The following is a 26,132-nucleotide window of genomic DNA, read 5'->3' as shown; positions in this document are numbered from 1 at the left end:
TTTGTACGTTCTATAGCCAATGTTGTTAATGTATACGCTTACGACATGAAATTGTAATATTTGTGAAAACAAAACAAAAAAACATGGTTGATTTTTTGTATAAATCGTAATAAAGTAATTTAGTATTAACACATACGAACCGTATTAGAAGGTGATCTGATGACATGCTGGAAGACAATTAATCTAAATAAAGATTATGGGCTTCATAGAGTTACCATGCTGTCTCTATTATTGACTGTTTTCGTTTTTATCATACTGTATTTACCTATGAACATTATCCATCACAATCCACAATTACATGATGAAGGCTTTTTTATATTCTTATTAGGACTATTACTATTAGCTCCTATTCATCAATTATTGCATGTGATACCAGCAGTGTTGTTCTTGAAAAAAGTTACATTTGTTAAATGCAAAAATCAAAAGTTACCTAGATTTAAAATTGTAAAGCCACTGTCAAAATATATATCCTTGATAGTTTTTTCGTTTCCATTTGTTACAGTGACGGCTAGTCTCATTATAGCATCTCTGTATTTCCCTGAATATTTTCACTATTTCACCATTGCTTGCTCTATTCATGTTGGCATGTGTGTCACAGATTTGTTATACTTACTTCATACTATTAAAGCACCAAGAGCTAGCAGAATTGAGGAAGTAGACGATGGGTTCGAAATAATAATTGAACAAACAACTTAAACTTCCATCTAGCTTATACAAACATGCGCATGAAGCAAAGCGGAGGTGTTGCACTCTTATGTTCTTGATATTTATAGTTTTTGCAACATTTATCTTATACAATATTAATAGGCTAACAAACACACTTTGTATTGAAAAAGAGATACCAGAAGAACGACAAGTACAAGTTTTTCGTACTATTAATGTTTTAATTACCATTCTTCTTGTTTCCTCATACGTTGAAGTTTTGTTTACGTAGTTAAATCGTTGTAAAAAGAAAATGACTAACTAAACCAAGAAAAAAACGAAAGCAAAGTCTGCGAACGCAGACTTTGCTTTTTTTTGCTATCGTTTATTTTAATCATGTTGTTAAAAGCTTTTTTTTGTTGCTACTATTGGTTTATAACCAAGCTGCACCAACAATGATCAATAAAATGAACAATACAACGATTAACGCGAATCCTCCTCCGTATGCTGCGCCCATTCTAACACCTCCTTACAGTTGTTCAAGGTATTGTATGCAACATCTAGATAGTTTGACTAGGCAAACGTACATATCTACAACTATTTTTTGTGCGCTTCTTTTCATCCACAATAAAGTGACTTAGCTTTTATCACTTTACATTACTATCCTACGTAGCTCAGCCGTTTTTGTATAAACGAATGCCTACTAGTCAAGCCCATTTTCATATGCCCCTGATTTTATGTGAAATTGTGAAAACTGTTTTTTTTCATTGATAAAGTATGATATAGTTATGCTTGTGGAATTTTGATGAGATACATTCATGCTGAGCTCATCAAAAAAAGGACAAACATATAGAAAAATACACAGTAGGAGATGTAAAGTAATGAAAAAATTTCTTATTGCAACAACAGCTGCTATTACAATTTTTTCTTTATCGGCGTGCAGTGAAAACAATGCACAAGATAGCGAAGTTATTGTAGAAACAAAGGCAGGAAATATTACAAAAGATGAGCTATACGATGCTATGAAGGAACGTTTTGGCGAAGGAGTGCTTCGTGAACTAATATATTCAAAAGTATTAGCAGAAAAGTACGAAGTAACTGATGAAGAAGTAGACGAAAAAGTAAATGAGCTGAAAGAACAGCTAGGTGCTTCTTTTGACATGGCTATGGAGCAAAGCGGCTTTAAGAGCGAAGAACAGCTTAAGAAAACTATTCGCGTTGGTCTTCTTCAAGAAAAGGCTGCTTTTGACGGCATAGAAGTTTCAGACGAAGAGATCCAAACAAAATATGATGAATTAGTTCCGGAAATTAGAGCGAGTCATATTCTTGTTGATGAAGAATCAGTTGCGAAGGATATTAAGCAGCAGTTGGAAAACGGTGCATCGTTTGAAGAGTTAGCAAAAGAATACTCTACAGACACTGGCTCTGCTGAAAAAGGTGGAGACTTAGACTTCTTTGGCCCTGGCCAAATGGTACCTGAGTTTGAAGAGGCAGCTTATGCTTTAGAAGTAGGCGAAGTTAGTGAACCAGTTAAGTCTCAATTCGGCTTCCACGTTATTAAGCTTACAGAGAAGAAAGAAATTCAACCGTTAGAAGAGATGCGCGAGCAGCTTGAAAACGAAATTCGTCAATCAAAAGTATCTCCTCCAGACGTTGAAGCTAAGGTGCTAGACTTAGTCGATAACGCTGATGTGAAGATCCTTGATAATGAATTAAAAGATACTCTTAAAAAGCCTGAAGAGGCTCCTGCACAATAAGATTGCATTTAAAAAGAGTTTGGTAAATTGCCAAACTCTTTTTTTATTGTATTCATTAATTATGAAAGGTCGGTTTATAAAATGAGCGATTATCTAAGGCAAAGATTCGTTCTGTAAATTCGCCTGGCTTTACTTTTCCTAACGCACGGTCCATCATATTCATTTTTGCATCTAAATTATCTATATAATGGAGCATCTCCGCTTCCTTAATCATTGGTGGCTTAGGACTCCCCCACTCTGCCTTACCGTGATGGGACAATACTAAATGTTGTAAAATAACAACTTCTTCACCTTCAATTTCAAGCTTTTCTGCTGCTTTTCCTATCTCATTTACCATAATTGAAATATGCCCGATTAGGTTTCCTTCCACTGTATAGCTTGCTGCTACAGGTCCTGATAATTCAATAACTTTTCCTAAATCATGAAGTATCACCCCTGCATACAATAAATCCCGGTCTAACGAGGGATATAATGTTGCAATGGCTTTGGACAAATCTAACATTGATACAACATGGTAAGCAAGGCCCGAGATAAACTCATGGTGATTTTTGGTAGCTGCTGGATATTCAAAAAACGCAGGCTGATATTTTTTCAATAGAAACCTTGTAATTCGCTGTATGTTTGGATTCTTCATTTCAAAAATGTATTGTGTAACTTTTTCCTGCATAGCGTCAATAGTTACAGGCGCTTTCTCTAGAAAATCATGATGCTTCACACCATCCATTTCATTAGCAGGGCGTATAGCACGTAGTTTTAATTGATTACGCCCTCGATAATGATGGATATCACCTTGCACCTTAACAATCGTTTCAGCGCAGTAATTTGTCTCATCATCAGGAGTCGCATCCCACAGCTTTGCTTCTATTTCACCACTTTTGTCTTGAAAAATTAATGTCAAAAATGGCTTGCCGTTACTTGCTACACCTTTTACTGATGATTTTATTAATAAAAATGCCTCTACTTGGTCTCCGACATTGCAATGCGTTATACCATTAATCAATATGAACGCCTCCAATCTTCTTATTATTATAGCATACGATTATACGATTTTAGCTTGCAGATCTTCTACATTTACTAGTTCATTGTCTTTAAAGGATGCTGCTACGTGTTCATGGCATGTGAATAAAAGCACCTGATGATTCGCAGCGACCTGTCGTAAAACGTGGATAGCATTTTGTAGCCTTTCGTCATCAAAGTTTACAAAACTATCATCAACTATGATTGGAAATGAGATGTTATTTGTAACAACATCTGCTAAAGCTAAACGTAGCGCAACATATAACTGCTCTGCAGTCGCTTGGCTTAACTCATTAGGAGCAAAGTGCACCCCATCTTGTCGTTCCACTATAAAGCTTGTGAACTCTTCCGGAGCAAATACACGCATATAATGTTTGTTAGTTAGTAAAACAAAATATTCATTTGTTTTTGCCAATAGCTGTGGCATATACGTGTTACGATACTCTCCTATTGCCTTTGTTAAATAATGCTTCGCAAGAGCGTACTTACTCCATTCCTTAGTGTGTTGCCACAACAGTGCCGCTTCCTGCTCTACTTTGAAGGTAGCCTCACTAAGTGAGCCATCCTCGACTATTCTTCTTTTATTTAATCGTAATTGAGACAACTGAGTTTGAAGATCTTCTTCCTGACTCAGTACATCACGTAGTTGCTGCTGAACATGCTCTAACTGCCTTTGTAGCTCCCATTCTTGCGTGCTCTTCAAGCTTTGCACTACTATATCGTCTACTCTACTTATTTGCGATTTTAGAGGGTGGAGCGTTAGTGTGAGTGTTTCAAATCTTTTAGCGTCTTTACACCTTCTTCGAAATTCATCTTCATCATTTGCCTTGGCGTCATGAAACAAAGCGTTCTTTGATTCAGTAAACATAGATTGCTCTTTTTCTAGTGTATGAACCATATCATTCAATTCATTAATTTTCTCTTCTAGTTGCTGCTTCTTCATCACATTTTCTTTTTCTTGATTCACTTCTTGCTTTAATCTGAAGATAATTTGGTCCATAGCCACTTCATCAATACCATGCAAATCTTTTAACAGCGTAATAGTGTTCTCAAATTCCTTGAATTGCTCTATTAGCTTTTCTTGCTTCTGAAAAGTCTGCTGCTTTGTCAAAATTAACTGCTTTAAGTTATCTATATCATTTAAGAAGTCCAGAAGCTCGTTTCCTAACACATGAAGGGAAGCATCATATGCTTGATTATACAAACTCCAAAACTTTACTATTTCACGCTCGATAGTTTCACAAGCCTCTTTAGCTTCAAATACTTGTTGTTCTACAGCCTCTAACGCAGCTTGTTTTTTTTCTAATATCGTCTTTTCCCAATCTAATTGGTTTCTTATTTCAATTCCACGTTTTACTTGCTGTTGTAGATGCTCATATTCACTTCTTGAAATCATAGTATCAATTTCATTCAAGCTAACAAGCTTTCTTTTGAGTGTTGCTTCTTCTTCACGCAACGTTTTACTTAATGCTCCTACTTGTACTACAACATATAAACCTAGACATATGATTGCTACGAACACCATGCTTAAAAATAGCACCTGGTTGTCTTGAAAATAAGTGAATAAACTTAGTAGGAAACCGATTATGACACCTATCAAGGCGGTACGCTTTTGCGTACGCTCCTTTTTCTCAGCAGCTTTTCTACGTGTAATCACTCTTTGCAGTGACTCTTCAACATATCGTGCTTCGGACTGTTTGTCTGACTGTCTATCAAATAATGTCAACTTGTCCCGATAGCTTTGCTCTAACTCATCATCAAGTACGTAAGACTCCAGAACATTAAGCTTTGAAATACTTTCATCCACTTCACGAATACACTCTTGCTGTCTTTCCTTTAATACAGCAAGGTCACGGTTAATATGTTCATACTTAGTAACAAGCACCTTAGCATTTTCTTTAGCTGTACGGCTTGTGTTATGTGTTAAAATGTTCTCCTCATCTTCGGAAATTTGCCATGCGTTTTTGATGTGATGAATTGATGCATCAATTTTTTCCAACTCATAATTAAGCTCACTTATTTGTTGCTGCTTCATGTTTATTATCTGAAAACCCTCTAGCGCATAATTGATTTTTGCCTCATCCCGCAGAAGGTTGTCATTAATTTGTAACGAATTATATTGCTGCAATAGCTCTTGCCTTGAATCATCTATGGATGTGATACGAGCAAGTATCGATTGCTCTGCAGTTTGAATTTTTTCAAACCGTTCAAGTGCATCAACAGGAAAATCTTCATATTGCTCTAGGCTCTCAGCTTGTGCACTAATAGTTAAGTATTCTTCATATGTAGGGGCAATTTGCAATGCCCTAGTTAAAATACTCTCATCATCAATAAGTTGTCGTCTTTTAGCTTGAAGTTCTGCTAAAAGGTTTTCTGCATCATATATATCTTGCTGCAATTTAGTGTACTCTCCGTGCTCCTGTTGCTTTTTTATCATAATCTGCTGAGCTTGCTTTACAGCTTGCAGTTGCTGATTTATTTTCGGCTTCTTTCCGGCTGGTTTATATAACATGTCCATTTGTTTGGTAAGTTGAGTATCAATTCGTTCAAGTGAATCTGTACCTGTTAAGCTAGATGAAAATAAATATTGCCCAATTCTCTCCCCATCTATTTGTGAAATTCCTTGTAGACTGTGGATGTTAAAAGCAAATATAGACTGATACAGTCCCTTAGTCATTCCTTGAACAATCGCTTGCAGCTCACTTTCTCCCGCTCGTCTACCGTCTTCATAATAAACCGTAACATCTCCATTTGCTTTACCTCTTACTCTTTCAACTACAACCTCACCAGCTTGTTCGTGATGAAATACAATTCGCCCCCCGTAAGAGCCTCCTGTCTTCGGTTCATATCGTGATTCATTTTGTTGCTTAGTAGGAAAGCCATACAATATGCCGAGTATAAATGCCATAATGGTAGATTTCCCCGCCTCGTTCCGACCATAAAAGGCTTGAATATTTTCATTGCTATTAAGCGATATATGGACATCTACTAATTTGCCAAATCCATAAATGTGAAGTTCTTTTATTTTCACGCTTTTCCTCCCCCCTCCTTTATAAGCATTTGCGTTAGTTCAGACAATAAAAGTTGTTTAGCCTCGTCTTGAATGTAAGCCCACTCTTCTTCAAGTTTTGGCTGTAAAAATGCTCTAGCTGTCGAATCTCTTAGTAACACGTGCATTATCGTATCGTCATCATCCGGTTGCTCCATAACGTCATATAAAGTTTTGAAGAATGTAGATTCATATGATATTGAGTCTAATGAAACATTTGGCTGGGTATGTAGTTTGCAATCTACAACCCACACAAAGTTTTGGCGTTCCTCCTCACCTTCTTGTAAATTCAGCAAGACCTCCTCTATTACATGAGGTTGTCGTAAGTCATAATTCCACTCGGACTTGCCTACAATCTCTAAAGTTGCTAATACACCTGCTTCACCTTCACGTATTTCTTCTTTTACGGTATACAAAGCTGATAAAATCTCATCAAAGCTTTGATAATTCTCAATATTTATTGAATAAGATTTCCATATTAATTCACTTGTTGGTATGAATGTTGTCTTTGTCTCGATCTGAGAGAGCTCCACATGTAGGCACCCTTTTTCACCGATTTCTTTACGGTGCAAGCCTTGAATATTACCTGGATAAAAAATAGACTTTTGGCCAAGCTGTTGTCGTACATGTATATGACCTAACGCCCAGTAATCCATGTCTGCCTCAAGTAATTCCTTTACAGAAAACGAGGCATAACGGCTGTGATTTGTGTTTCCTTCTTCACTCCCATGTAGTAGTCCAATATGATACTCCGGTCCTGGGACTTTTTTATAATGAGACAGCATATTTTCATGTACCGCTTTGGACGGATAACTAAATCCATATAAATGTGCCACTGGGTTTTGGTCTTTTTCAAACGGAATACAAGTTACCTTATCTGGAAAAATATGAACGTTTTCTGGCCAATCAATGTCTATCCATACTCCCCCTAGGTGGTCATGATTTCCATGAATGATATAAGCGGGAATATTATGTGTTTGTAACCGCTCCATTTCTGCTCTAAAGCGAAGCTGAGCACGTAGACTTCGGCGTTCACCATCAAAAATATCACCCGCAATTATGACAAAATCCACCTTACGATTAATTGCATGAGTAATGATTCTTGTTAATGACTTGAATGTGCTCTCCTGTAATCTATGAAAAATTGGCTCAGGTAATTTAGAGAGGCCTATAAAAGGGCTATCTAAATGTAAATCCGCCATATGAATAAATGTAATGGGACTAGTCATGCTATCACCCTACTTGTTAAATTAATAGTTATATTGTATCACTTACATAATACGAATGCACGTTCCTAGAAGAGCAAAAAACGCCTGCTTAGCCCCGACCAGCTTAAGACGTAACCCGCAGAAGAGGGACGGCTTAAGAACTCGAAGGACTAGGCACGCGAGCTAGATACTAATATAGGTTAAAAAAGTGGAGAAATTAAAAACCCCAATGTTTTCCTCTAGATAGTTGGATTAAAGTAGATATAATTAAAACGCCAGATTTAGAACTAAATTCAAATTGCTAGACACTTAGAATTACCTTTTTCCTGATTGCATTTCATAATTTCTCACAATCATCCCATTCGATTTATGCATGCCAAAATTTTTATAAAAGCCAATCAAGTCATCATCGCAGCATAGGTCAATCATATATATATCACTTAATTCAGCAAGCATTCGTCTTACTAACTCTGTTCCAATTCCTTTATTTTTATATGTCGGTAAAACCTCAAGGAGTGGTATGTAAGCAGTAAGAACTCCATCACTTATTGCAGATATAAAGCCCACTACCTTCCCATTCGTTTCATCTATAGCGACAATTACTTTCCAGCTATTTTTTAATAGATGTAAATGAGTTTCTGAGCTAGGAGGATCAGGCCAGCCTACAAAAAATCCTTCCAACATATAGGGAGTAAGATCCTCTGATGATGTTTTATAAATCACATATATCAACTCCTTAATCTATTTTTCATGTAAACATTGAAAAGTATAAATTGAACAGTAACTATGGTTCCTTGTTTATACAAACCCAACCATGCAGCTACGATTTTAACTTAAAATATATAATTTCAGGATCTCCTTCATCTAAGTTTTCAACTATACCACTCTCAACAAATCCATTCTTATTAAATACTTTCTGCATAGTAATATTAGTTTGATTAGTAGAAGAAAAAACCTTTTCAGTTGGAGCTATACCCATGAGATAATCTAGCAATATACTTGCATATCCGCTTCGTCTTTTAGATGGTGACACAATAATTAACGATATAAAAGTACAGTCAAAGAAGTTAGTATCATAAATTAAAAAACCAACAACAGCATTTTCTTCTTTCACAATGATGCAGCGTCCAAACTCAATAGATTGCTCAATATAACTTCGTCTGCTGGTATTGCCAATGGCCTCGCTGTCTATATGCACTAATTCATCTAAATTGTTCATATTTGCTTTAACAACAGTTTTCATCTCAGATCTCCTTTTTACACTTTCTGAGTAGAACATTAATTTCTCGCTATTTTTTTCGAGTTGCATTATTTTCTAACAACTAAACACCAACTAACCTTTTGACAATGGGGACATTTCAACCGTTTCTTTACAAAAAAATGTGGGCTTATTAAATTTGTAAAATATAATATCGAAAATTTCTCACTGCAATGAATACATTTAAAATCAAACGTAGAATTGTGCCAATATACCAATATTAACAGGACAACAAGTACAGTTATTAATTCAATCACTTTACATCCCCCCATAGCTACTTCATTTTAGGATTATTATTTTTCTTGATAATTGACTACCAACTTAGTGTAACTCTTCACAAACTAAATTACATTACAGCTTTATCGGAAATTCTTTATGAACAAGTTATTTCTTTTTCATAACAAAGCTTGTTAATCTTTGTTGTTGATTTTCGCTACTTTGCCTTCATTTTCAGTCGGATAATTACACTCCCCTAACAAATAAATTACCTATATCATAAAATAGAAATGCTTACTTTCTCTAAGCTTAGAAACAGCGAATGAATTAGGGCTACTATTTTATTAGTGTTGGGTATCTATACTGAAAACGCATGAAATCCCATCCTGGAATCCATGCGCTTTGAATATGAATAATTTGATTGAATCTTAACAATAAAACCGAAACGGTAACTTATGAATGGCTACTTTATAAAAGGCAGTTAAATTCCAAAATACTCCTACTATGTTATTCTTTACTTAACTGCCAAGCTTTAGCTAAATCTTTGAATGAGTTTGATTTGCCGTACATCAACACTCCACCGCGATATATACGTGCACCAATTACTGCTAAAAGTATAATTGTGCCAACTAATAGTCCTATACATAAAGCAATTTCCCACACAGGTATAGATAACATACCAACTCGTAAAAACATGATCATAGGTGCAAAAAATGGAATAAAAGACGTAACTGTAATAAAGGTAGCATCTGGTTTGGTTAAACCAAACATAGCAATCATAAAAGCAGCTACAATTAATAGTGTCATAGGTGTAATCATCTGCTGCACATCTTCAATTCTACTTACTAAAGAGCCTAAGAATGCTGCAAGTGTTGCAAATAAAAAGTAACCTAATAAGAAAAACACACCTGCATAAATAATTGTTGCCGTCGGAATCTGACTTAACCCGAAATAGTCAAAAAATCCACCTTGTAAATTACTCATATTTTGTTGAACTGACAAATATCCTACCACTGTAATGGTAATGAACTGTGTTAAGCTTAATAAGCCAATTCCTAAAATTTTCGCAAACATTTGCTGAATTGGTGACACACTTGAAATTAATATTTCCATAACTCTTGATGATTTTTCAGTTGCAACCTCCATGGCAATCATGCTTGCATACATAATGACAGAGAAGTAAATGATGAATAACAGAAAGTATACAAGGCCTCGTGCCTGATTTAATTCTTCCTCTGACTTTGCATTTTCCTCAAGAGCAACTTTTTCAAAAGGAATAGGCTCATATAACGAAGCTACTTCCACAGCTGTTAGACCAAGCTGTGAGGTTGCTATCTCCACCTTTACCTGTTGAATCGCTTGTTCTAAGCTACTGATTGTCTCTGTATCAGTAAATGACATAGATATGTAAGAAGCTACCGGCAGTCCGCTATCATTAAGAGACACCGTTAAAATACCATTATACGTACCATCAAGAACTTGGCTCTCAAATGATGTCGCCGGTCCTTCTACCTTTTCAAGCTGTAAAGATTCACTGACAATGTTTTGGCTCATTTCATTAAAAAGTGCACCTGATTCATCTACAACGGCCACACGCCGTACATCATCTCCAGTGAACATCCCAATGATAGATTGCATATTAACAAGACCAACTAGGAACACAGCTGTTAATATGGTTGTAATAATAAATGATTTAGTTTTTAATTTAGTAAAATATGTATGCCATAAAATAATAAAAAATTTATTCAAGTGAAGCACCTACTTTTTCTATAAAAATATCATTTAGCGACGGCTCTTCTAAAGCAAATTTACGGATAAACCCTTTGCCTACGATTGCATTAAGTATGCGTTCTGAAACCTCTTCGTTCTCCACCTGCAGTTCAAACCCTTCAGCCGTTTGCCTAACCTTCACAACACCCGGCATATTTTCAACCATAGCGACGTTTAGTCCATCAGCATGAATAGTGACATTCTTCTTCCCAAATGAGCGTTTAATATCTTTCAGTTTCCCATGAACAACCGGTGCCCCTTTATGTAAAATACATAAGTTTTCACATAGCTCCTCTACATGCTCCATTCGATGTGACGAGAATACAATTGTAGTACCGGCATCTTGTAAGTCATGTACAGCCTCTTTAAGCATCTCAACATTGACCGGATCTAGACCACTGAATGGTTCATCTAAAATAAGAAGCTTTGGGTTATGTATAACAGACGCGATGAATTGAATCTTTTGTTGATTTCCCTTTGATAGCTCTTCTACTTTCTTTGTCGCATATTCTGGTACTTTAAAACGGTCTAACCAATAGTCTAGTTGCTTCATACTATCTGATTTAGCCATACCGCGCAGTCTGCCTAAATAGACAATTTGTTCATTTACTTTCAGTTTCGGATAAAGTCCTCTTTCCTCTGGCAAATATCCAATTTCCCCACTACGACTGTAATCTATAGCTGAACCGTTCCATTTTATAGAGCCAGCTGTTGGATCTAATAACCCAAGAATCATTCTAAATGTGGTTGTTTTACCAGCACCGTTCGCACCAAGAAAACCAAACATCTGCTTCTCTGGAATTTGTATACTAAGATGGTTAACAGCCGTAAAGGTACCAAATTTTTTTGTAACTTCATTAATTTCTAATGCCATCGTTCACCTCTCCTTTTCTTTCTTTATATTAAACGATTCAGATTGCTAAATGATTCACTTTTTTTCCATTTTTTATTAAAATATAGTTAAAAGTTTTTTCTGAAAAATTAATTTATTATTTTTTAACGTAAAGAGGGGGAATACGAAATGGCCACATATTTTATTACGGTATACGCAAAGGATGGAGAAAAACTTCTTGATGAGGCTTTCGAAGCTACTAGTGACAGAGATGCAAAACAAGTCGGAGAAGATTTATTAAAGGAAAAACAATATGATCAACACACTCATCGTTGCATTTCGTCAAGTGGTGCTTTGATTTTATTTCACAGATAACAGGAATATAGCTTTAACCGATAAATTTACGCGTACATGTTGCGCGTGAATTTTTTTTGTTTAACTATTACTTTTCTCTATTGGTACGACTTACAAAATGAGACAAGCACCAGTCCAACTAATAGAAACTCAACCGTTTTACCCAAAAGCCTTCTTAAAGGTTAAGTCTTTAATTTTTTTACATGTTTTCATTAATATTACAAAAGATAACAATATCAAAATTTATATGGAGGTTTCTTTGTGGATACCCAGAATATTAGACTTACCTCAACGGAAATTGGTGGGCTTTGGACGACATACATACAAGACAGCGCAACAATTTGCTTTTTACAATATTTCAAGCATCATACAAAAGATAAAGAGATCCTTTCCATTGTAAAAGACACACTATCTGTATCACAAAGACATATAGACCGTATTAACCAAATTTTTGAGAAAGAACAATTCCCAGTTCCTAATGCCTTTTCAGAAAAGGATTATTCATTATCTACCCCACCACTGTTTTATGATTTATTTGCTCTGTCTTTTATATATGGCTTGAGCCGGATAAGCATGCCAACATACGGGAACATTACCTCAACTGTTGCACGTTTAGATATTGTGAATTTTTTTAGTGAGTGTATTGTTGACTCAAAAAATTTATATCAAAAAGCACTGAATTTGATGCTTTCCAAGGGGATATATGATAGACCTCCAAAAATATCTTATCCAAAAGAAGTCGCCTTTGTTTCTGACAAAGCTTATGTAGGTCATATTATTGGTAGCAAAAGACCATTAAATGTTTTAGAGCTAACGGAACTCTTCTTTCAAATTGAGCAAAACTATTTTGGCTCTATCCTATTAACTGCTTTTTTACAAACTGTTAAGGATGAGAAAATTAAAAAATATTTTAAAAAAGGTAAAAAGCTAACTGAGAAAATTATTTCTCTTAGTAACGAAATTCTTCTTGATGATGGTTTTCACGGGAATATACCTGTAAGTATGGAAATTACGGATTCAACAGATGCTCCATTCTCCGATAAATTAATGTTATATATTATTAACTCCTTAAACTCAAGTGGCATTAATTATTTAGGTCATGCAATATCTAGATCGTCAAGAAAGGATTTATCCTCAAGGTATATTCGGCTATTACCTGATCTTTTAACGTACTCAGAGGATGGACTAGATTTATTGATTGAACGCAGCTGGCTTGAGCAACCTCCACAATCGATAGATAGAAATAAGCTTATAGACCAAGAAAAGTGAAGAGTTCAACATAAAATGGCGTGCTCCTATACCAAGGATACACGCCATTGTCATATTTGTTTGTTACTCTCCTTTAAAGTTCGGCATTCTTTTCTCTATAAATGCCGATACTCCTTCACGGTGATCATGTGTTTGTCTCATTTTGTATTGCCCATGTTTTTCAAGTTCTAGTACCTTTAACAGCTCTGGGCGATTGACTTCCGCCAGTATCTTTTTTGTTTTTATCATAGCTTGTAATGGTTTATTAAGCCAATCCTCTACTTTTTCATCAACAGCACGACGGAGATTTCCATCCTCTACTAATTTATCGATAAGTCCTCTATTATATGCTTCACGAGCTGTTAATTTTTCACCTTCCCAAATAAGGCGTTTTGTCTTATGCTCCCCTAATCTACGGTTTAAAAAGAAGTGCGCTCCACCATCCGGTATTAAACCAATACCAATAAAGTTCATGGCAAGCCGTGTAGATTCATCGGCTATGATGTAATCGCTTGCAAGCGCAAGACTAAAGCCTAAGCCTGCTGCTGCACCATGAACTTCACTAATTGTTAATTTAGGTGAACAGTATAGATTTATAACCATCTCGTTAATTAAATCCATTACTTGAAAAAAGGAATCGTTTACTTCCTTTGCTAACATACTTTTTATGTCTCCACCTGCACAAAAGCCTTTCCCATTCCCAGCAATCACTAACACATCTGTCTCATCCATATGAGCAACTTCTTTCAGTGCAACCGTAATTGCCCTAATCATTTCAGGATCTAAAGCGTTATATTGATCTGGGCGGTTTAACTCAAGCCTTGCAACTCTACCAGAGACTTTAAGCAACACTGTATCAGTAGTTCCGTGAATGAACACTATACGATTCCTCCCCTTATTCCATTTTTCTCCCAATTATATTATACAAGTTTATTTCGGAATTTTTAACAAATTTCCAGTATGTTCACACTATTTTTTCATTTGCGTAAATTTTTACAAAAAGCTGTTCAAATAAGAACAGCTTTAGGAGAATAATGTCTCTAAAATTTTTATCTTTTCTTCCGTGTACGACACGAAGCCCAGATTATATGCTTTTGGTTCTTTTGGATTAGCTTGGCGAATGATTTTTCCTGTTGTTGAATCAATAAACTTACTCGATGCCCCACAACCTAATCCAATAATTGTTTGCATTTCTTCGATTATAAGAATGTTATATAAGCTTTCTTTTCCTGGAAGTGAATAACCGACATTCTCTAAGTTTCCAAGAATATTCTTTTGGCGATACAAATAGTAAGGAAGATAGCCATGTTGTTCTGTCCATTTCTCCGCACGTTCCATCATTTGCGTAATTTCATCTCGGTCTGCTACTTTATATTTATCCTTATTTTTCGTCATCTCAGATGCCCTTTTAAAAGAGAGAGTATGAACAGTAAGTGACTCAGGCATAAGCTTAGCTGTTTCTGCTAGAGAATAATCAAATTCAGTTAATCCTTCGCCTGGCAGACCAATAATTAAATCCATATTAATATTGTTCATTTCCATTTGACGAGCAAGTGTAAACTTATCAACAGTTTCTTCAACAGTATGATGACGACCAATTGCTTTTAATGTCTCTTGAATATATGATTGTGGATTTATACTAATTCGATCAATATTATATTTTTTTAGTACATTAAGTTTGTCTACCGTAATTGTGTCAGGTCTACCCGCCTCTACCGTTACTTCCCTAACACTTTCCATGTGTGGAAAAGACTCATACATTATTTCATAAAGTGTATCCATTTCTTCTGCTGAAATACTAGTAGGAGTTCCACCGCCAAAGTAAATCGTCGTAATTTTTTTATTGTGCTTTTTTAAAAAGGCACCTATTTCCTGTATTTCATAATGAAGCCCTGCTAAAAAGGAGTCAACAGCACCTTGTCGCCCTTGTATCGCATATGCTGGAAATGTACAATAGGCACACTTTGTAGGACAATAAGGGATACCAATATAGATACTTACTTCGTTATCTAAGTTATACAAGTCTGGTATAACCTGTAATTGCCTATCCACAATTTGCTCCATCAAAGTGATTTTTTTATCACGTATACCGTATATCTCTTTTAATTCTTGACGAATGTCTTCGGTTGAATGTCCTTGCCTCTTCCTTTTATGAACGAGTTTTGTTGGTCGAATCCCTGTTAACACACCCCAATTTTGTTTTATAGAGGTTGCTTGCTCGAAAAGTTGTAAAAAAACACGAATTAAAACTCTTTTCGTCAATTTTTTTAAAGCTTTTTCGCTCAATTCGCAGTTGCGTTGTTCAGAGTACTCAGTCTTATACTTAGTATTGATTAGGACATCAAGCAATGTACCTTGCACACAACATTGAGTGTCATTTAGCTCCATTTTGAAGTCAACGATGAAATCTTCATCTGTAAGTTCATATGATACCGTACTATTTTCAAAAAACAGATCAGCAATAAGCTGAAAAGGTCTAATCAATCGTTCTTCCGTAATACCGGTAATTTTAATATTCTTCACACATTTTCACCTTTTTCATCTTGTTAAAGCTCTTTTTTAGTGTACTAATCGTCACGTTAACACGCAACATAAAAAATTTTCCGTGTACTTTCATATAAATAGATGGTAGTGAGTTGATTGGACTATGTTACATCCAGTAAACAACACCTCTATAAATAATGGTACATGAAACTCTTACCGTTAAACTGAAAATTTTATATTTTCCTTTTGCATGAAATAATTCGATTATACACAAAAAGTCCCAAGGACTATGATACGATTAAGTACTTAACCAAGTTAATTCCACAAACAAAAGCTACCATTTATAACCATGGTAGCTTTTTTTAAGCATATTACATATTCTCAGCAATTAGCTCTTTTTCATTAATATAAACCCTTACTTTACGAATTCTTCGATTTTCAACAGAGTCAACCGTTATTGATAAATGCTGATAATCGAGAGTCTCGCCATTTTCGGGAATTCTTTCAAGTAATTCCAAAATCCATCCTCCTAATGTATGTGAAGAGCTTTCTAATTCTTCAAGGTGCATAAGCTCTGAAAAATCATCAAGAGGTAATTCGGCATTAAATTCATACAAATGGTCATCTATTTTTGTAAATATTTTAACAGCGTCATCGTGTTCATCCCAGATTTCGCCGACAATCTCTTCTAAAATATCCTCTAATGTAATTAGCCCAGACGTGCCACCAAATTCATCAACCACTATGGCCATATGAATTTTATGTTTTTGCAGTTCTGGTAATAGTGTTGAAATTTTTAACGACTCAACAACAAAAAACGGATTTCGTAACAAGCTTCGAATTTCAAAGTCTTTGTTTTGAACTAAGTGACTCAAGAATTCACGCTCTGACAGAATACCTATAATATTGTCTATGCTATCTTCATAAACAGGAATACGTGAATAGCGCTCTTCAAGGAAAATTTGTAATATTTCTTCTATTGATTGGTTTACATCCACTGAAATCATATCAATACGTGGCGTTAATATTTCACCCACCAATATATCATTGAAGTCTAATGAGCGATGAACTAATTCCTTTTCCTTGTTATCAATGACGCCTTCTTCTTCGCTTAAATCAATCATAACTTTAATTTCTTCTTCTGTTACAGAAGGTGTTTCAGAATCACTTTTTATTAACTTACTTGCTAACTGTTTAATTTTTAAAAATATTGTTGTTATGGGGTACAGTGCCTTTATAAGGAACATCATAATCCCAGAAATAGCTAAAGTAAATTCTTCTGCTTTTTCTTTTGCAAACGACTTCGGCAATATTTCGCCAAAGATAAGGACTAAGATGGTCATAATGACAGTACTATAGATAAGTCCCGATTCGCCAAACATATCTACCGCTACTTTGGCTGATATAGAAGCAGCTGCGATATTTACAATATTGTTTCCGACAAGAATTGTTGATAAGGCTGTATCAAAGTTCTCGGCAATATATAAGGCTTTTTTACTACCCCGACGGTTCTCATCAACATAGTTTCTAAGCCTGATTTTGTTAACACTTGAAAATGCTGTTTCAGATGATGAGAAAAATGCTGATAAAAAAATAAGAAACAACAATAAGGCCAACATACTCAGTGGCAGGTCACTACTCAAAGAAGGTTCACTCTCCTACGTTCAACTTTTTTTATATTTTATGCTATGTGAGAAAGATATATTTCACACATATAAATAATAATAGCAGATTTATAAAAATAAGAAAATTAAAATTCACGCATAAGAAAATAAGACAGATTGAATTATATAAAAAATCCCGCCAAATGGCGGGTATTTTGTTGCTATTAAGACTCTAATAAAATATATCCAACTAATAAAGAAAGAGTTAAAAATGAAGTGATAAAAATTGTAACTGATAATAGCTCCATAACGAATGCCTCCCTTTATGTAGACTCCCCTATGAAAAAACTATCATAAAATAGTCATGCTATATCACAGTTTTTTTGACAATTTCATGACATTATTCTGTTTCATACCTTCGAGAGCGGGTGCAAATCGGAAGCAGATGGCGCGAAACTGGTGTAAACAAAGATAATTCAATAAATTATGTTTGTGGTTCGCAAATTACACACGATTTGGTTTATGAGTATGAGCTTTTTCGAAGAAGGCAGTATGAGAACCGTCCCCATACTGCCGTTTTAAAAAGCCCCAAGCAAGATGCTTGGGGCTTATAGCCATTTATATTTAGTTTTTATTATTGACCTTGGTAACCAGAGATTTGTTGTTGAGCCATAGATACTAAGCGCTTAGTGATTTCTCCACCTACAGAACCGTTAGCGCGTGCAGTTGTATCTGGACCTAAGTTAACACCGAATTCAGAAGCGATTTCATATTTCATTTGATCGATAGCTTGAGCAGCTCCTGCTACTAGTAATTGGTTAGTGTTGTTTGAAGCGTTTTGTTGTGCCATAAATTAAACATCTCCTCTTAATAATTTTTGTTTTGGTTGGGTTAGTTGGATTTGCACCAACAATCGGTTAGTCAACCGATGCCTTCTTCATGGCTTAACCCAGTGATTAAGTTGATATGTTGTGTTTTCATGAATTATTGTTTGACTGTCGCTATGTTTTTATGCTTGTTAATTCTTGGTTAAGAATTTGTTAGTTAGTTGCTGAACTTGGTTGGTTTATTTATAAACTTTGCTTTGTTTTTTTGTGTTGCTTTGTTACTACGTATTATGGTGGAAAACAATAATTTAATTCAAAATAAAAGCTGGTAAATTATTCTCACATAAAGCTACCTATTTGACTAATTGGTGATTAGCGTCAATTTTTCATAAAATCAACAATCATAATAGCTGTACAAACGTAAATAATATGAATGTACCAAGCGATGGAGGTGCTTAACGATGGGTTCAAATAAATTACTTGTTCCTCAAGCAGATGCAGCACTTGATCAGATGAAGCATGAAATTGCTCAAGAATTTGGAGTCACGCTTGGACCTGATACGACTGCTCGTGCCAATGGATCAGTAGGCGGAGAGATGACAAAACGTTTAGTCCAAATGGCTGAAAAGCAGCTGAGCGGTTATCAGCAGCAATAGTATATACAACGGGATGGGTAACCATCCCGTTTTTTTAAAATAAAGGGAAAAGGAGGAGTTGTACTGTGTCTATGTGTCCTTTATGTAACGGATTTTCTACATTACAAGTGACATGCTCATGTGGTCAGGTACTTGAGGATCATGGAAGAATTATTGATTATTTTGATGAATATAGTGCTTATATGGATATTGATGGGATGAAGATGGTTGATGGTTTCGTGGATACATACAAAGAAAACCTTTGTGCACATTTATTTTACTGTAGCAAATGTAAAAAAGAGACTATACATCTTATTCACGAGTGATATAAAAAAGGGAAATAGACAAAAAAATAACCCGCCTTTTAAAAAAGACGGGTTCAAAATCTATATATTAGGGGGATGTTAGCGAATTCTTTCTTCTGAATCTTTGTCAAAGAAGTGACACTTATTCATGTCAAATGCAAGCTTTAATATTTGACCACGCTTAACATCAGTGCGTGAATCAACACGAGCTACGAATTCTTGACCACCGACTTCAGAATATAACATTGTTTCAGCACCCATTAATTCTGCTACTTCAATGTGTGCGTCCACTACTGAACCTGGATTAGCATCAATGAACACTGGCTCATCGTGAATGTCTTCAGGACGTACACCAAGAATTACTTCTTTGTTTACATAACCTTGATCACGAAGAAGTTTCATTTTACCTTCAGGAACAGATACTTTTGCTTCATTAATTTCGAAATGACCATCACGTAACGTACCAGTGAAGAAGTTCATAGCTGGAGAGCCGATGAATCCACCAACGAATACGTTGTCTGGCTTATCATAGATTTCTTTTGGTGAGCCAACTTGTTGGATAAAACCGTCTTTCATAACTACGATACGAGTAGCCATTGTCATCGCTTCTGTTTGGTCATGTGTTACGTATATAGTAGTTGTATTTAAGCGAGCATGAAGCTTTGCAATTTCAGCACGCATTTGTACACGAAGCTTAGCATCAAGGTTTGATAAAGGCTCATCCATTAAGAATACTTTAGCATCACGAACGATAGCACGACCTAACGCAACACGTTGACGCTGACCACCAGATAAAGCCTTTGGCTTACGATCTAAGTATTGTTCTAGACCAAGAATTCTTGCAGCTTCTTTAACACGACGATCAATTTCATCTTTCGGTGTTTTACGAAGCTTAAGACCAAATGCCATGTTGTCATACACTGACATATGTGGATATAAAGCGTAGTTCTGGAATACCATCGCGATGTCACGATCTTTTGGAGCAACATCGTTCATACGCTTGCCGCCGATAGAAAAATCACCTTTTGAAATTTCTTCTAATCCTGCGATCATACGTAAAGTTGTAGATTTACCACAACCAGATGGTCCTACGAATACGATAAATTCTTTATCTTCAATGTGGAGGTTGAAGTCCGAAACTGCTGTTACCTTGTTATCATAAATTTTATAAATATTCTCAAGTTTTAATTCTGCCATTTTTAATTGCCTCCTTAAAGCGTTTTCACATTCTTAGTGTACTCGTTTTTGTGTAATTTCGTAAATGTACAACCTGCACAAAAATATTGATAGGTATTTGTAACAAATGTTGAAAGCATTTTCATTATCCTTGTATGACTTCATGTTGAAGTATAGCTAAATATACTGCTGCAGCACCTTCAAAGTTCTTGATATCAATCCCTGTCCGGTCCACAAATTTATCAATTCTGTATTGCATCGTATTACGATGTAAAAATAATTTTTTCGCAGCTAAACTTACATTTAAGTTGCAATCTATATATGTTTTTATAGAAGTTAATAATTCTTTGTCAGTAAATATATGCTCTTGTATAAAATGTGTTGTTTCCTCTATATTGGCACTATCTACTAATAAGTATGTATATGCCAACTCCATACTCATCACTTTAGAATGTGCAAAAAACGATTTTACTTTTGTAAAGCAAGCTCTTTCCCACTGAAATTCTATCGCAATAGATTGTGTAACGGTTCGTTGCAAGCCATTTAAAAAACTGAATGTTAAGTAAAAATCACTTTCTAACATATCAATTAATTGTGTAAGATCAACAGACTCAATAGCGTCTATTTCAATAATAAAACCGCTTAAAGAATCTTCCCATATGATTGTAACATCTCCTGCAAATGTTCCTTTTACAGCTTCCGTAAAGGCATATTTATCACCTATATCATCACTAGCTTGAAAAAACGTAAATCTGTATGCTTTCCCAAGATAGTTTGAGAGCTCATCTAGCGATTGCTTATATAATATGTTTGTCCATTTTTGTTGCTGAATTGAAAAATCATATTCATGTTCAAGAGGTTGACACAATAGTGACAATAATTCCCGTTCTTTTTCTGATAAACTTTCAATATGAATTGCAAATGCTTCACCAGCATTGGTGATAAACCAACTGTACCCCGGTTTTGATTCATGTATAATTTGATCTGAAAAAATATTTTTAAGCTTTTCTAGCATGGATATTTGTTCTCCTTTGACGAAAAAATTTCAATGAATGATTCTGATTCACTTTATGGTTTTATTATATCATTCTCTCCTTTACGAAAAAATTCGTCAATTCACTACAAATTCATCGGTTAAATAAGGTATAATATAGGACACGGGGTAAACTATAAATAAACTGCTTTTAGAATGGAGTATGGTTTAAATGGAATACACACAAACAATGAAGAATCGTCTCAAGCGAATTGAGGGTCAAATAAGAGGCGTTGTTCGCATGATTGAAGAAGATAAAGGCTGTAAAGATACTGTTACACAACTATCAGCAGTTCGCTCTGCACTTGATCGCGCAAACGGCTATATTGTTGCCAAAAACTTAGAAGCATGTATAAGTGAAGAAGCTGTAAACGATCCCAACACAATTATAAAAGAAGCCGTAGGATTTTTAGTTAGTCATCAACCTTCAAAGTCAGTTGAGGAGCTTGGTGATGTCTCAGAGCAGCTTGCTTTTATAGAACAACAGGTTGCCTACGTTTTAAGTATCATGAACTCACAAACAGAATGTCGTCAAGTTGTGTCTGTATTAGCTAGTACACGCGCTTCAGTAGATCAACTTATTAGTTATATGGTAACAAAAAACTTACAAGAATGTATGCTGCACACTGATAAACAATCAGATGCAGTTATCGAAGAAGCAATTGCTATGATTGTAAAAAGCCGATAAACATAAATAATAGTAAAAGCGCCCGTCTAACGACGACAAGCCGAAAGTAATCGCCTCTGAAAGTCAGGACTTCCAGAGGCGATTGCCATGTGTCCTAAAAAATTGCTCCAAAAGTCCATTCTACGTTTCGCGTGTTTTATTTACCATGTTGAACTATTTTTCATATGGCGGCTCTTCTTTAGGCAAATGTATATTTTCCTCAATGTTAGATTTACCATTTGAAACATGAACGGAGCCACCTGCTAACCCTTCATTTATCATACGATCAACATCTACATAGTTTTCTTTACGACCTTCATACAAAACGTCCGTATTTTTATCTCGTTTCAATATTAACCACATCCCTTCCCTTATTAGTTTGCTTCATTTGGTGGAGGGAATTCAGCTAATTGATAACAAACACGTTGTAAGTTTTTTAACCTTTTTTTTTCTATATCACGCTCGTCGAACTTCATAGGTCTTGCATTTGCTTCAAAAATGCAAATGTTATTTGTGTTTGATAGTGTCATATCTACACTAAACTCTCCTATTAACCCATACTGATAAGATAACGCCTCACCACACGTGGCAATTATGTTATCGAGCTCCCGAGTATTTATCCTTGTTTTAACTTTTTCAAAGTTCAAAAGCTGGCCACCATTCGGCACATGTGTCACAACGGCATCTATCGGAGCTGCTCTTATACCAATACCTGTTATGCTATGTGAAGCATCATCTGTTAAATGCGCTAATATACGTAAATCATAACGAAGGTCATCTATCCTATCAGGTTCGATTGCTTGTTGCACGACCCATTCCTGTTGTTTTTTTAGCAACGGCAGCACTACATTCTTAAAATCCTCCATCACTAAAACTTTATTTTCTCCTTTTACCGTCCTCATCTGTACATGACCTGATTCTAACAGTTTTACAACTAACGTCCCCTTACCTTGACTCCCATCATTGGCCTTAATGTAAACTCGTTTATGCTGTTGCATAAAAGATAATATATCCTTTGCAGTCATGTCATTTAACAGTCGGGTTTCTGGCAAATAATCTCTCAACCTTGGAAACGCATATAACCGTTTATAAACTTCATATTTTTTAAAAAAGGTACGATTAAATACTGGAATTGGATACTTGTCTGGCAGCTCTATTTGCTTTAAACGTGGTATTCGGTTATACATGACATCTGGCCACGGCGCCTCTACATGAACCCAGGCCTGTGCATCAAACCAATATACAAATGATTTGATTGTGTTACCCCGCAAGCTTAAATCTGTCATGACTATAACAATTCCGTTGAATTGATTCATAATTTTTTTGAAAAATGCCCCGTTCCCACTAAAAGAATTTTGTTTGTAGGGGGCAGCTACAATGGCAATGACGGGTCCAAGTCGATTCTCATGTACCATGACATTCCATGACAAAGAAGGTGACGATGATTGTGAACGATACGGAACAGGTATCCTAGAATGCCCTAAATACAATTGTATGTCGCTTACTTCCGTTTGGTACCATTCACATCTAGTTAAATCGTAATATACCTTCATCGTCACCCTCCTCACTTAAACAAGTGAATATATTTTTTCTGGATTATAAATAGACTGCTTCATAACATAAATGGCGTATTCTAGCGTAAGGCGTCTCGTAAATTTATCTGCTTCATGCAGTTTCGGGTGATGGAATATGGAACGACCTGGCTTAGCATTGGCTTCAAATAACCAAATGCGGCCTTCTCTATCAACGCCTATATCAAAGCCAATTTCCCCTACTAAGCCATTCATTTTTTCACTTAAATATTCACTTATTGCTAATACTGCCTCTTCAATCTTCATGTTTATACGCTTAGCTTCATCTTTTTCTACAATAACTTCCTCTAATGTGTGAACAGACCCGCCACTATTTATATGTGTCGTTACACTGCCACGTCCTGCTACCTTTGCAGCTATCGCACCCACATGCCAAACACCATTTTCATCTTGATTTGTATGCACACGAAAATCAATCTGATTTTTATCCATCCTTATTAGAGAGATCCCCTGTTGCACAACATAGTATTCTAAATCTCTATCTTTAAATAAGTAGTCTGCTAACGTTGATAGGTTCATAAATCGTTGCAATCGGTTTTTGTCTTCCTCGTCACGATAGCGACAATAATACGCTTGCTCCTTCTCCGAATACAATATTTGAAATACACCCAAACCTAAGCTTCCATTTGCAGGTTTGACAAACACATGACCAAATTGTTTTACCATCTGATCAATATCCAACCATGATGGTCGAGAAATAGTCTTTGGTGTATATTGTGACAATTGATTATGCTGTTCAAGCAACTCATATATCTCGGTTTTATTGAAAAACTTTGGATTGTAAATCGGGATAAGATAATCATTCGATAGTCTTTTTTTAATTTGAGCAATGGCTGGATGTGATTCTGTTTTTCGATTTGGCAAGCGATCGTATATAACATTTGGGAATGGTACCTCACATTGTTCCCAACCCTTTTTCGTGAAAAAATAACCTGCTATCGTTGCATTATCCCAATTTATTTGATGAGCCCCAAATACAAAAATACACACCCCTACACTATTCGCCATTGATAACAACTTCGAAAAGAAAATCGATCGTTCGCCAACAGGTCGTAATATGGACCCTGTAAATCCAGCAGTAAAAATACCAATTAACGGACCGATGTGTAATACGTTATCTTTTTTAAATGCACGGATTGAAGCTTCGTGTGGAATTAACAAAATATCAGCAACATCACGACTAATGTGAATAGTATTTTTTTCATCACTGTCATATCGTATCACTTTACACTTATGCTGCTGTGTACCAAATGATATATGCGTAATTTCATTGTTATATAGGCTACTAGGTAAAAAAACAGTCTCCTTTTCACTTTGGTGAAATTTAAGTCGATACATTTTTTCAACCCTTTCCTTTGTCTGTAAGCAAGCACCTTCTTTTTATTTAACTTTGTTAGTAGCTGCTAAAAACAGGCAATATTTTAAAGGAGCTTCATATAATTCTTCAGCCATAGTTGGTTTAGTCTGTAAAAGTACTTTCCGACCAGGCTTTGAATTTGTATCAAGAATCCACATCCTTCCGTCTTGATCAATACCAATATCAACCCCTAGCTCAAACAAGGAAGAAAAATGTTGCTCAAGTGTAATGGGGAGTTGTTCAATAATTGTGTGAATGTCATCTTCTAATAAAATCTCATTCATTTGTGGACACAGATTATATAATTTATCGAATGGTAAAGCGTCGGCACCACCAGAAAGATTTGATATTATTTGATTCTCCGCACCTATCCTAATACCGCGTCCTTTTTCCTGCCATAGACCACTTTCATCCTTCTGTAATAATACTCGAATATCAAAAGGTCGACTTAAAGAGTCATGTAGCGTCAAATATGGCTGATACAAATACTCTATTTTGTTTGTTAATTTTTCTAACCATATTTCAAATTGCTGCTTTGTTGGAAACGTCTGCTCAATACGCTGTTTTTTCTTCGAATTTGTAACTATTCTTATTAATGAATCGTATATAACCTTAATAACGCCATTTCCTTGTGAGCCAACTACTGGCTTTAATATCAATTGTTTTTGCTGTCTAAGGTCTTTTATAAAATTAGAAGCTGTTGTATATTGCTTTGTTTCTGGCACATATGGAGCTAATTTATAATTTTCAATGATAACTTTATAAATATCCCATTTATTTGGTAGCCCTTTCCCTAGAAACTTTATATCCTTTCGTTTTTTAAGCCAATCTACGATAGGGACGGTTTTGCGGCTCCGTTCACTTTTATCATAAAAGCAGCGATCATATATAAAGGGTGGTAGAGAAAATGTTGCTTGTTTCCATTCTTGTGATTGTGAATCGAACATATAACCTTCAACCAATTCAGAAACTGGGTGAATATTACTCGGACAGAAGCGACAGACTTGGATGTTATACCTCTCAGCGCGCTTTGCCAACTCAGTAATATACCCCCGCTCCTGGTGAGGATAAACCGTTGTGATACCTAAAAAAATCATCTTG

At 35.6% G+C, this 26,132-nt stretch carries 26 protein-coding genes and 1 pseudogene; 9 read left to right on the top strand and 18 right to left on the bottom strand.

The features are described 5' to 3' along the window. Positions 1-159: 159 nt before the first annotated feature. Positions 160-696, top strand: a complete 537-nt coding sequence (locus tag EJF36_RS05295) for a DUF3267 domain-containing protein (RefSeq protein ID WP_125905322.1) — start codon at positions 160-162, stop codon at positions 694-696. A 58-nt stretch (positions 697-754) separates the two neighbouring features. Then, positions 755-934, top strand: a complete 180-nt coding sequence (locus EJF36_RS21770; protein ID WP_125905321.1) for a hypothetical protein — start codon at positions 755-757, stop codon at positions 932-934. A 141-nt stretch (positions 935-1,075) separates the two neighbouring features. On the opposite strand, the gene EJF36_RS05285 is transcribed toward EJF36_RS21770, so the two are convergent. Continuing rightward, positions 1,076-1,159, bottom strand: coding sequence for a YjcZ family sporulation protein (locus EJF36_RS05285; RefSeq protein ID WP_125908269.1), 84 nt, complete (start codon positions 1,157-1,159; stop codon positions 1,076-1,078). 364 nt (positions 1,160-1,523) lie between these two features. On the opposite strand from EJF36_RS05285, the gene EJF36_RS05280 reads away from it, so the two are divergent. Continuing rightward, positions 1,524-2,399, top strand: a complete 876-nt coding sequence (locus EJF36_RS05280) for a peptidylprolyl isomerase (protein WP_125905320.1) — start codon at positions 1,524-1,526, stop codon at positions 2,397-2,399. Positions 2,400-2,454: 55 nt separating this feature from the next. On the opposite strand, the gene yhaM is transcribed toward EJF36_RS05280, so the two are convergent. From yhaM to EJF36_RS05245, 7 genes are all read right to left on the bottom strand, one after another. Next, positions 2,455-3,399: a 3'-5' exoribonuclease YhaM gene (gene yhaM / locus EJF36_RS05275; RefSeq protein WP_125905319.1), complete on the bottom strand. Its 945-nt coding sequence runs from the start codon at positions 3,397-3,399 to the stop codon at positions 2,455-2,457. A gap of 39 nt (positions 3,400-3,438) precedes the next feature. Next, a complete protein-coding gene (locus tag EJF36_RS05270) occupies positions 3,439-6,447 on the bottom strand; it encodes an AAA family ATPase (RefSeq protein ID WP_125905318.1) in 3,009 nt (1,002 codons plus the stop codon). Beyond that, on the bottom strand, positions 6,444-7,694 hold the full coding sequence (locus EJF36_RS05265) for a metallophosphoesterase family protein (RefSeq protein ID WP_125905317.1): 1,251 nt from the start codon (positions 7,692-7,694) through the stop codon (positions 6,444-6,446). The genes EJF36_RS05270 and EJF36_RS05265 overlap by 4 nt, the downstream gene beginning before the upstream one ends. A gap of 294 nt (positions 7,695-7,988) precedes the next feature. Continuing rightward, a complete protein-coding gene (locus tag EJF36_RS05260) occupies positions 7,989-8,396 on the bottom strand; it encodes a GNAT family N-acetyltransferase (RefSeq protein ID WP_125905316.1) in 408 nt (135 codons plus the stop codon). A 97-nt stretch (positions 8,397-8,493) separates the two neighbouring features. Further along, entirely contained in the window at positions 8,494-8,916 is a 423-nt protein-coding gene (locus EJF36_RS05255; RefSeq protein WP_125905315.1) for a GNAT family N-acetyltransferase, read from the bottom strand. A 738-nt stretch (positions 8,917-9,654) separates the two neighbouring features. Further along, entirely contained in the window at positions 9,655-10,896 is a 1,242-nt protein-coding gene (locus EJF36_RS05250; RefSeq protein ID WP_125905314.1) for an ABC transporter permease, read from the bottom strand. After that, the gene (locus tag EJF36_RS05245) at positions 10,889-11,791 is read right to left on the bottom strand and encodes an ABC transporter ATP-binding protein (RefSeq protein WP_125905313.1); all 903 of its coding nucleotides are present in this window, start codon (positions 11,789-11,791) and stop codon (positions 10,889-10,891) included. Before EJF36_RS05245 ends, EJF36_RS05250 begins: the two co-directional genes overlap by 8 nt. A 147-nt stretch (positions 11,792-11,938) precedes the next feature. Here EJF36_RS05245 and EJF36_RS05240 point away from each other — a divergent pair, with 147 nt between their 5' ends. Together EJF36_RS05240 and EJF36_RS05235 are read left to right on the top strand one after the other, a co-directional pair. After that, positions 11,939-12,124, top strand: a complete 186-nt coding sequence (locus EJF36_RS05240; RefSeq protein ID WP_125905312.1) for a YhzD family protein — start codon at positions 11,939-11,941, stop codon at positions 12,122-12,124. Positions 12,125-12,364: 240 nt separating this feature from the next. Beyond that, positions 12,365-13,372, top strand: a complete 1,008-nt coding sequence (locus tag EJF36_RS05235; protein WP_125905311.1) for a DUF3231 family protein — start codon at positions 12,365-12,367, stop codon at positions 13,370-13,372. Between the two features lie 63 nt (positions 13,373-13,435). Here the strand turns inward: EJF36_RS05235 and EJF36_RS05230 are convergent, their stop codons facing one another. The 4 genes from EJF36_RS05230 to EJF36_RS05215 all read right to left on the bottom strand — a co-directional run bounded on the left by EJF36_RS05230 (position 13,436) and on the right by EJF36_RS05215 (position 18,289). Next, positions 13,436-14,230, bottom strand: a complete 795-nt coding sequence (locus EJF36_RS05230) for an enoyl-CoA hydratase (protein ID WP_125905310.1) — start codon at positions 14,228-14,230, stop codon at positions 13,436-13,438. Between the two features lie 144 nt (positions 14,231-14,374). Next, on the bottom strand, positions 14,375-15,874 hold the full coding sequence (locus EJF36_RS05225) for a coproporphyrinogen III oxidase (protein ID WP_125905309.1): 1,500 nt from the start codon (positions 15,872-15,874) through the stop codon (positions 14,375-14,377). Between the two features lie 332 nt (positions 15,875-16,206). Then, complete coding sequence (locus EJF36_RS05220; protein ID WP_125908268.1) at positions 16,207-17,454, bottom strand: hemolysin family protein; 1,248 nt, start codon at positions 17,452-17,454, stop codon at positions 16,207-16,209. A gap of 619 nt (positions 17,455-18,073) precedes the next feature. Further along, positions 18,074-18,289 carry an alpha/beta-type small acid-soluble spore protein gene (locus tag EJF36_RS05215; RefSeq protein WP_125905308.1) on the bottom strand — a complete coding sequence of 72 codons (216 nt, stop codon included), beginning with the start codon at positions 18,287-18,289 and terminating at the stop codon, positions 18,074-18,076. A 438-nt stretch (positions 18,290-18,727) separates the two neighbouring features. Here EJF36_RS05215 and EJF36_RS05210 point away from each other — a divergent pair, with 438 nt between their 5' ends. Continuing rightward, on the top strand, positions 18,728-18,922 hold the full coding sequence (locus tag EJF36_RS05210) for an alpha/beta-type small acid-soluble spore protein (RefSeq protein WP_125905307.1): 195 nt from the start codon (positions 18,728-18,730) through the stop codon (positions 18,920-18,922). Between the two features lie 71 nt (positions 18,923-18,993). Then, entirely contained in the window at positions 18,994-19,227 is a 234-nt protein-coding gene (locus EJF36_RS05205; RefSeq protein WP_395940617.1) for a hypothetical protein, read from the top strand. Between the two features lie 78 nt (positions 19,228-19,305). On the opposite strand, the gene EJF36_RS05200 is transcribed toward EJF36_RS05205, so the two are convergent. Continuing rightward, on the bottom strand, positions 19,306-20,403 hold the full coding sequence (locus tag EJF36_RS05200) for an ABC transporter ATP-binding protein (protein WP_125905305.1): 1,098 nt from the start codon (positions 20,401-20,403) through the stop codon (positions 19,306-19,308). Between the two features lie 124 nt (positions 20,404-20,527). Then, positions 20,528-21,397 carry a PucR family transcriptional regulator gene (locus EJF36_RS05195; protein ID WP_125905304.1) on the bottom strand — a complete coding sequence of 290 codons (870 nt, stop codon included), beginning with the start codon at positions 21,395-21,397 and terminating at the stop codon, positions 20,528-20,530. A 190-nt stretch (positions 21,398-21,587) separates the two neighbouring features. Between EJF36_RS05195 and EJF36_RS21765 the strand changes: the two are divergent. Continuing rightward, positions 21,588-21,830: pseudogene (locus tag EJF36_RS21765) on the top strand (metal-sensitive transcriptional regulator); the annotation flags it as partial. Beyond that, positions 21,804-22,103, top strand: a complete 300-nt coding sequence (locus EJF36_RS21760; protein ID WP_395940616.1) for a metal-sensing transcriptional repressor — start codon at positions 21,804-21,806, stop codon at positions 22,101-22,103. The pseudogene EJF36_RS21765 and the gene EJF36_RS21760, both read left to right, overlap by 27 nt. A 153-nt stretch (positions 22,104-22,256) precedes the next feature. On the opposite strand, the gene EJF36_RS05185 is transcribed toward EJF36_RS21760, so the two are convergent. From EJF36_RS05185 to EJF36_RS05170, 4 genes are read right to left on the bottom strand one after another with little or no spacing between them, the layout of a single operon-like run. Next, positions 22,257-22,445 carry a hypothetical protein gene (locus tag EJF36_RS05185; RefSeq protein ID WP_125905302.1) on the bottom strand — a complete coding sequence of 63 codons (189 nt, stop codon included), beginning with the start codon at positions 22,443-22,445 and terminating at the stop codon, positions 22,257-22,259. 11 nt (positions 22,446-22,456) lie between these two features. Next, positions 22,457-23,635 carry a YheC/YheD family protein gene (locus EJF36_RS05180; protein ID WP_125905301.1) on the bottom strand — a complete coding sequence of 393 codons (1,179 nt, stop codon included), beginning with the start codon at positions 23,633-23,635 and terminating at the stop codon, positions 22,457-22,459. 15 nt (positions 23,636-23,650) lie between these two features. Continuing rightward, on the bottom strand, positions 23,651-25,012 hold the full coding sequence (locus tag EJF36_RS05175; protein ID WP_125905300.1) for a YheC/YheD family endospore coat-associated protein: 1,362 nt from the start codon (positions 25,010-25,012) through the stop codon (positions 23,651-23,653). Between the two features lie 42 nt (positions 25,013-25,054). Continuing rightward, positions 25,055-26,128, bottom strand: a complete 1,074-nt coding sequence (locus EJF36_RS05170; protein WP_125905299.1) for a YheC/YheD family endospore coat-associated protein — start codon at positions 26,126-26,128, stop codon at positions 25,055-25,057. Positions 26,129-26,132 lie beyond the last annotated feature (4 nt).

The organism is Bacillus sp. HMF5848, assembly GCF_003944835.1.
GTDB lineage: Bacteria > Bacillota > Bacilli > Bacillales > HMF5848 > HMF5848.
This window is presented reverse-complemented; position numbering and strand designations above follow the sequence as displayed.

Excerpts from the sequence above, each read along its gene's own strand:
- EJF36_RS05185 (WP_125905302.1), bottom strand. The coding sequence starts at position 22,445 with ATGTGGTTAATATTGAAACGAGATAAAAATACGGACGTTTTGTATGAA.
- EJF36_RS05170 (WP_125905299.1), bottom strand. The coding sequence starts at position 26,128 with ATGATTTTTTTAGGTATCACAACGGTTTATCCTCACCAGGAGCGGGGG.
- EJF36_RS05255 (WP_125905315.1), bottom strand. The coding sequence starts at position 8,916 with ATGAAAACTGTTGTTAAAGCAAATATGAACAATTTAGATGAATTAGTG.
- EJF36_RS05220 (WP_125908268.1), bottom strand. The coding sequence starts at position 17,454 with ATGTTGGCCTTATTGTTGTTTCTTATTTTTTTATCAGCATTTTTCTCA.
- EJF36_RS21770 (WP_125905321.1), top strand. The coding sequence starts at position 755 with ATGTTCTTGATATTTATAGTTTTTGCAACATTTATCTTATACAATATT.
- EJF36_RS05245 (WP_125905313.1), bottom strand. The coding sequence starts at position 11,791 with ATGGCATTAGAAATTAATGAAGTTACAAAAAAATTTGGTACCTTTACG.
- EJF36_RS05200 (WP_125905305.1), bottom strand. The coding sequence starts at position 20,403 with ATGGCAGAATTAAAACTTGAGAATATTTATAAAATTTATGATAACAAG.
- EJF36_RS05180 (WP_125905301.1), bottom strand. The coding sequence starts at position 23,635 with ATGAAGGTATATTACGATTTAACTAGATGTGAATGGTACCAAACGGAA.
- EJF36_RS05280 (WP_125905320.1), top strand. The coding sequence starts at position 1,524 with ATGAAAAAATTTCTTATTGCAACAACAGCTGCTATTACAATTTTTTCT.
- EJF36_RS05265 (WP_125905317.1), bottom strand. The coding sequence starts at position 7,694 with ATGACTAGTCCCATTACATTTATTCATATGGCGGATTTACATTTAGAT.
- EJF36_RS05205 (WP_395940617.1), top strand. The coding sequence starts at position 18,994 with ATGTGTCCTTTATGTAACGGATTTTCTACATTACAAGTGACATGCTCA.
- EJF36_RS05240 (WP_125905312.1), top strand. The coding sequence starts at position 11,939 with ATGGCCACATATTTTATTACGGTATACGCAAAGGATGGAGAAAAACTT.
- EJF36_RS05195 (WP_125905304.1), bottom strand. The coding sequence starts at position 21,397 with ATGCTAGAAAAGCTTAAAAATATTTTTTCAGATCAAATTATACATGAA.
- EJF36_RS05175 (WP_125905300.1), bottom strand. The coding sequence starts at position 25,012 with ATGTATCGACTTAAATTTCACCAAAGTGAAAAGGAGACTGTTTTTTTA.
- EJF36_RS05295 (WP_125905322.1), top strand. The coding sequence starts at position 160 with ATGACATGCTGGAAGACAATTAATCTAAATAAAGATTATGGGCTTCAT.
- EJF36_RS05285 (WP_125908269.1), bottom strand. The coding sequence starts at position 1,159 with ATGGGCGCAGCATACGGAGGAGGATTCGCGTTAATCGTTGTATTGTTC.
- EJF36_RS05215 (WP_125905308.1), bottom strand. The coding sequence starts at position 18,289 with ATGGCACAACAAAACGCTTCAAACAACACTAACCAATTACTAGTAGCA.
- EJF36_RS05210 (WP_125905307.1), top strand. The coding sequence starts at position 18,728 with ATGGGTTCAAATAAATTACTTGTTCCTCAAGCAGATGCAGCACTTGAT.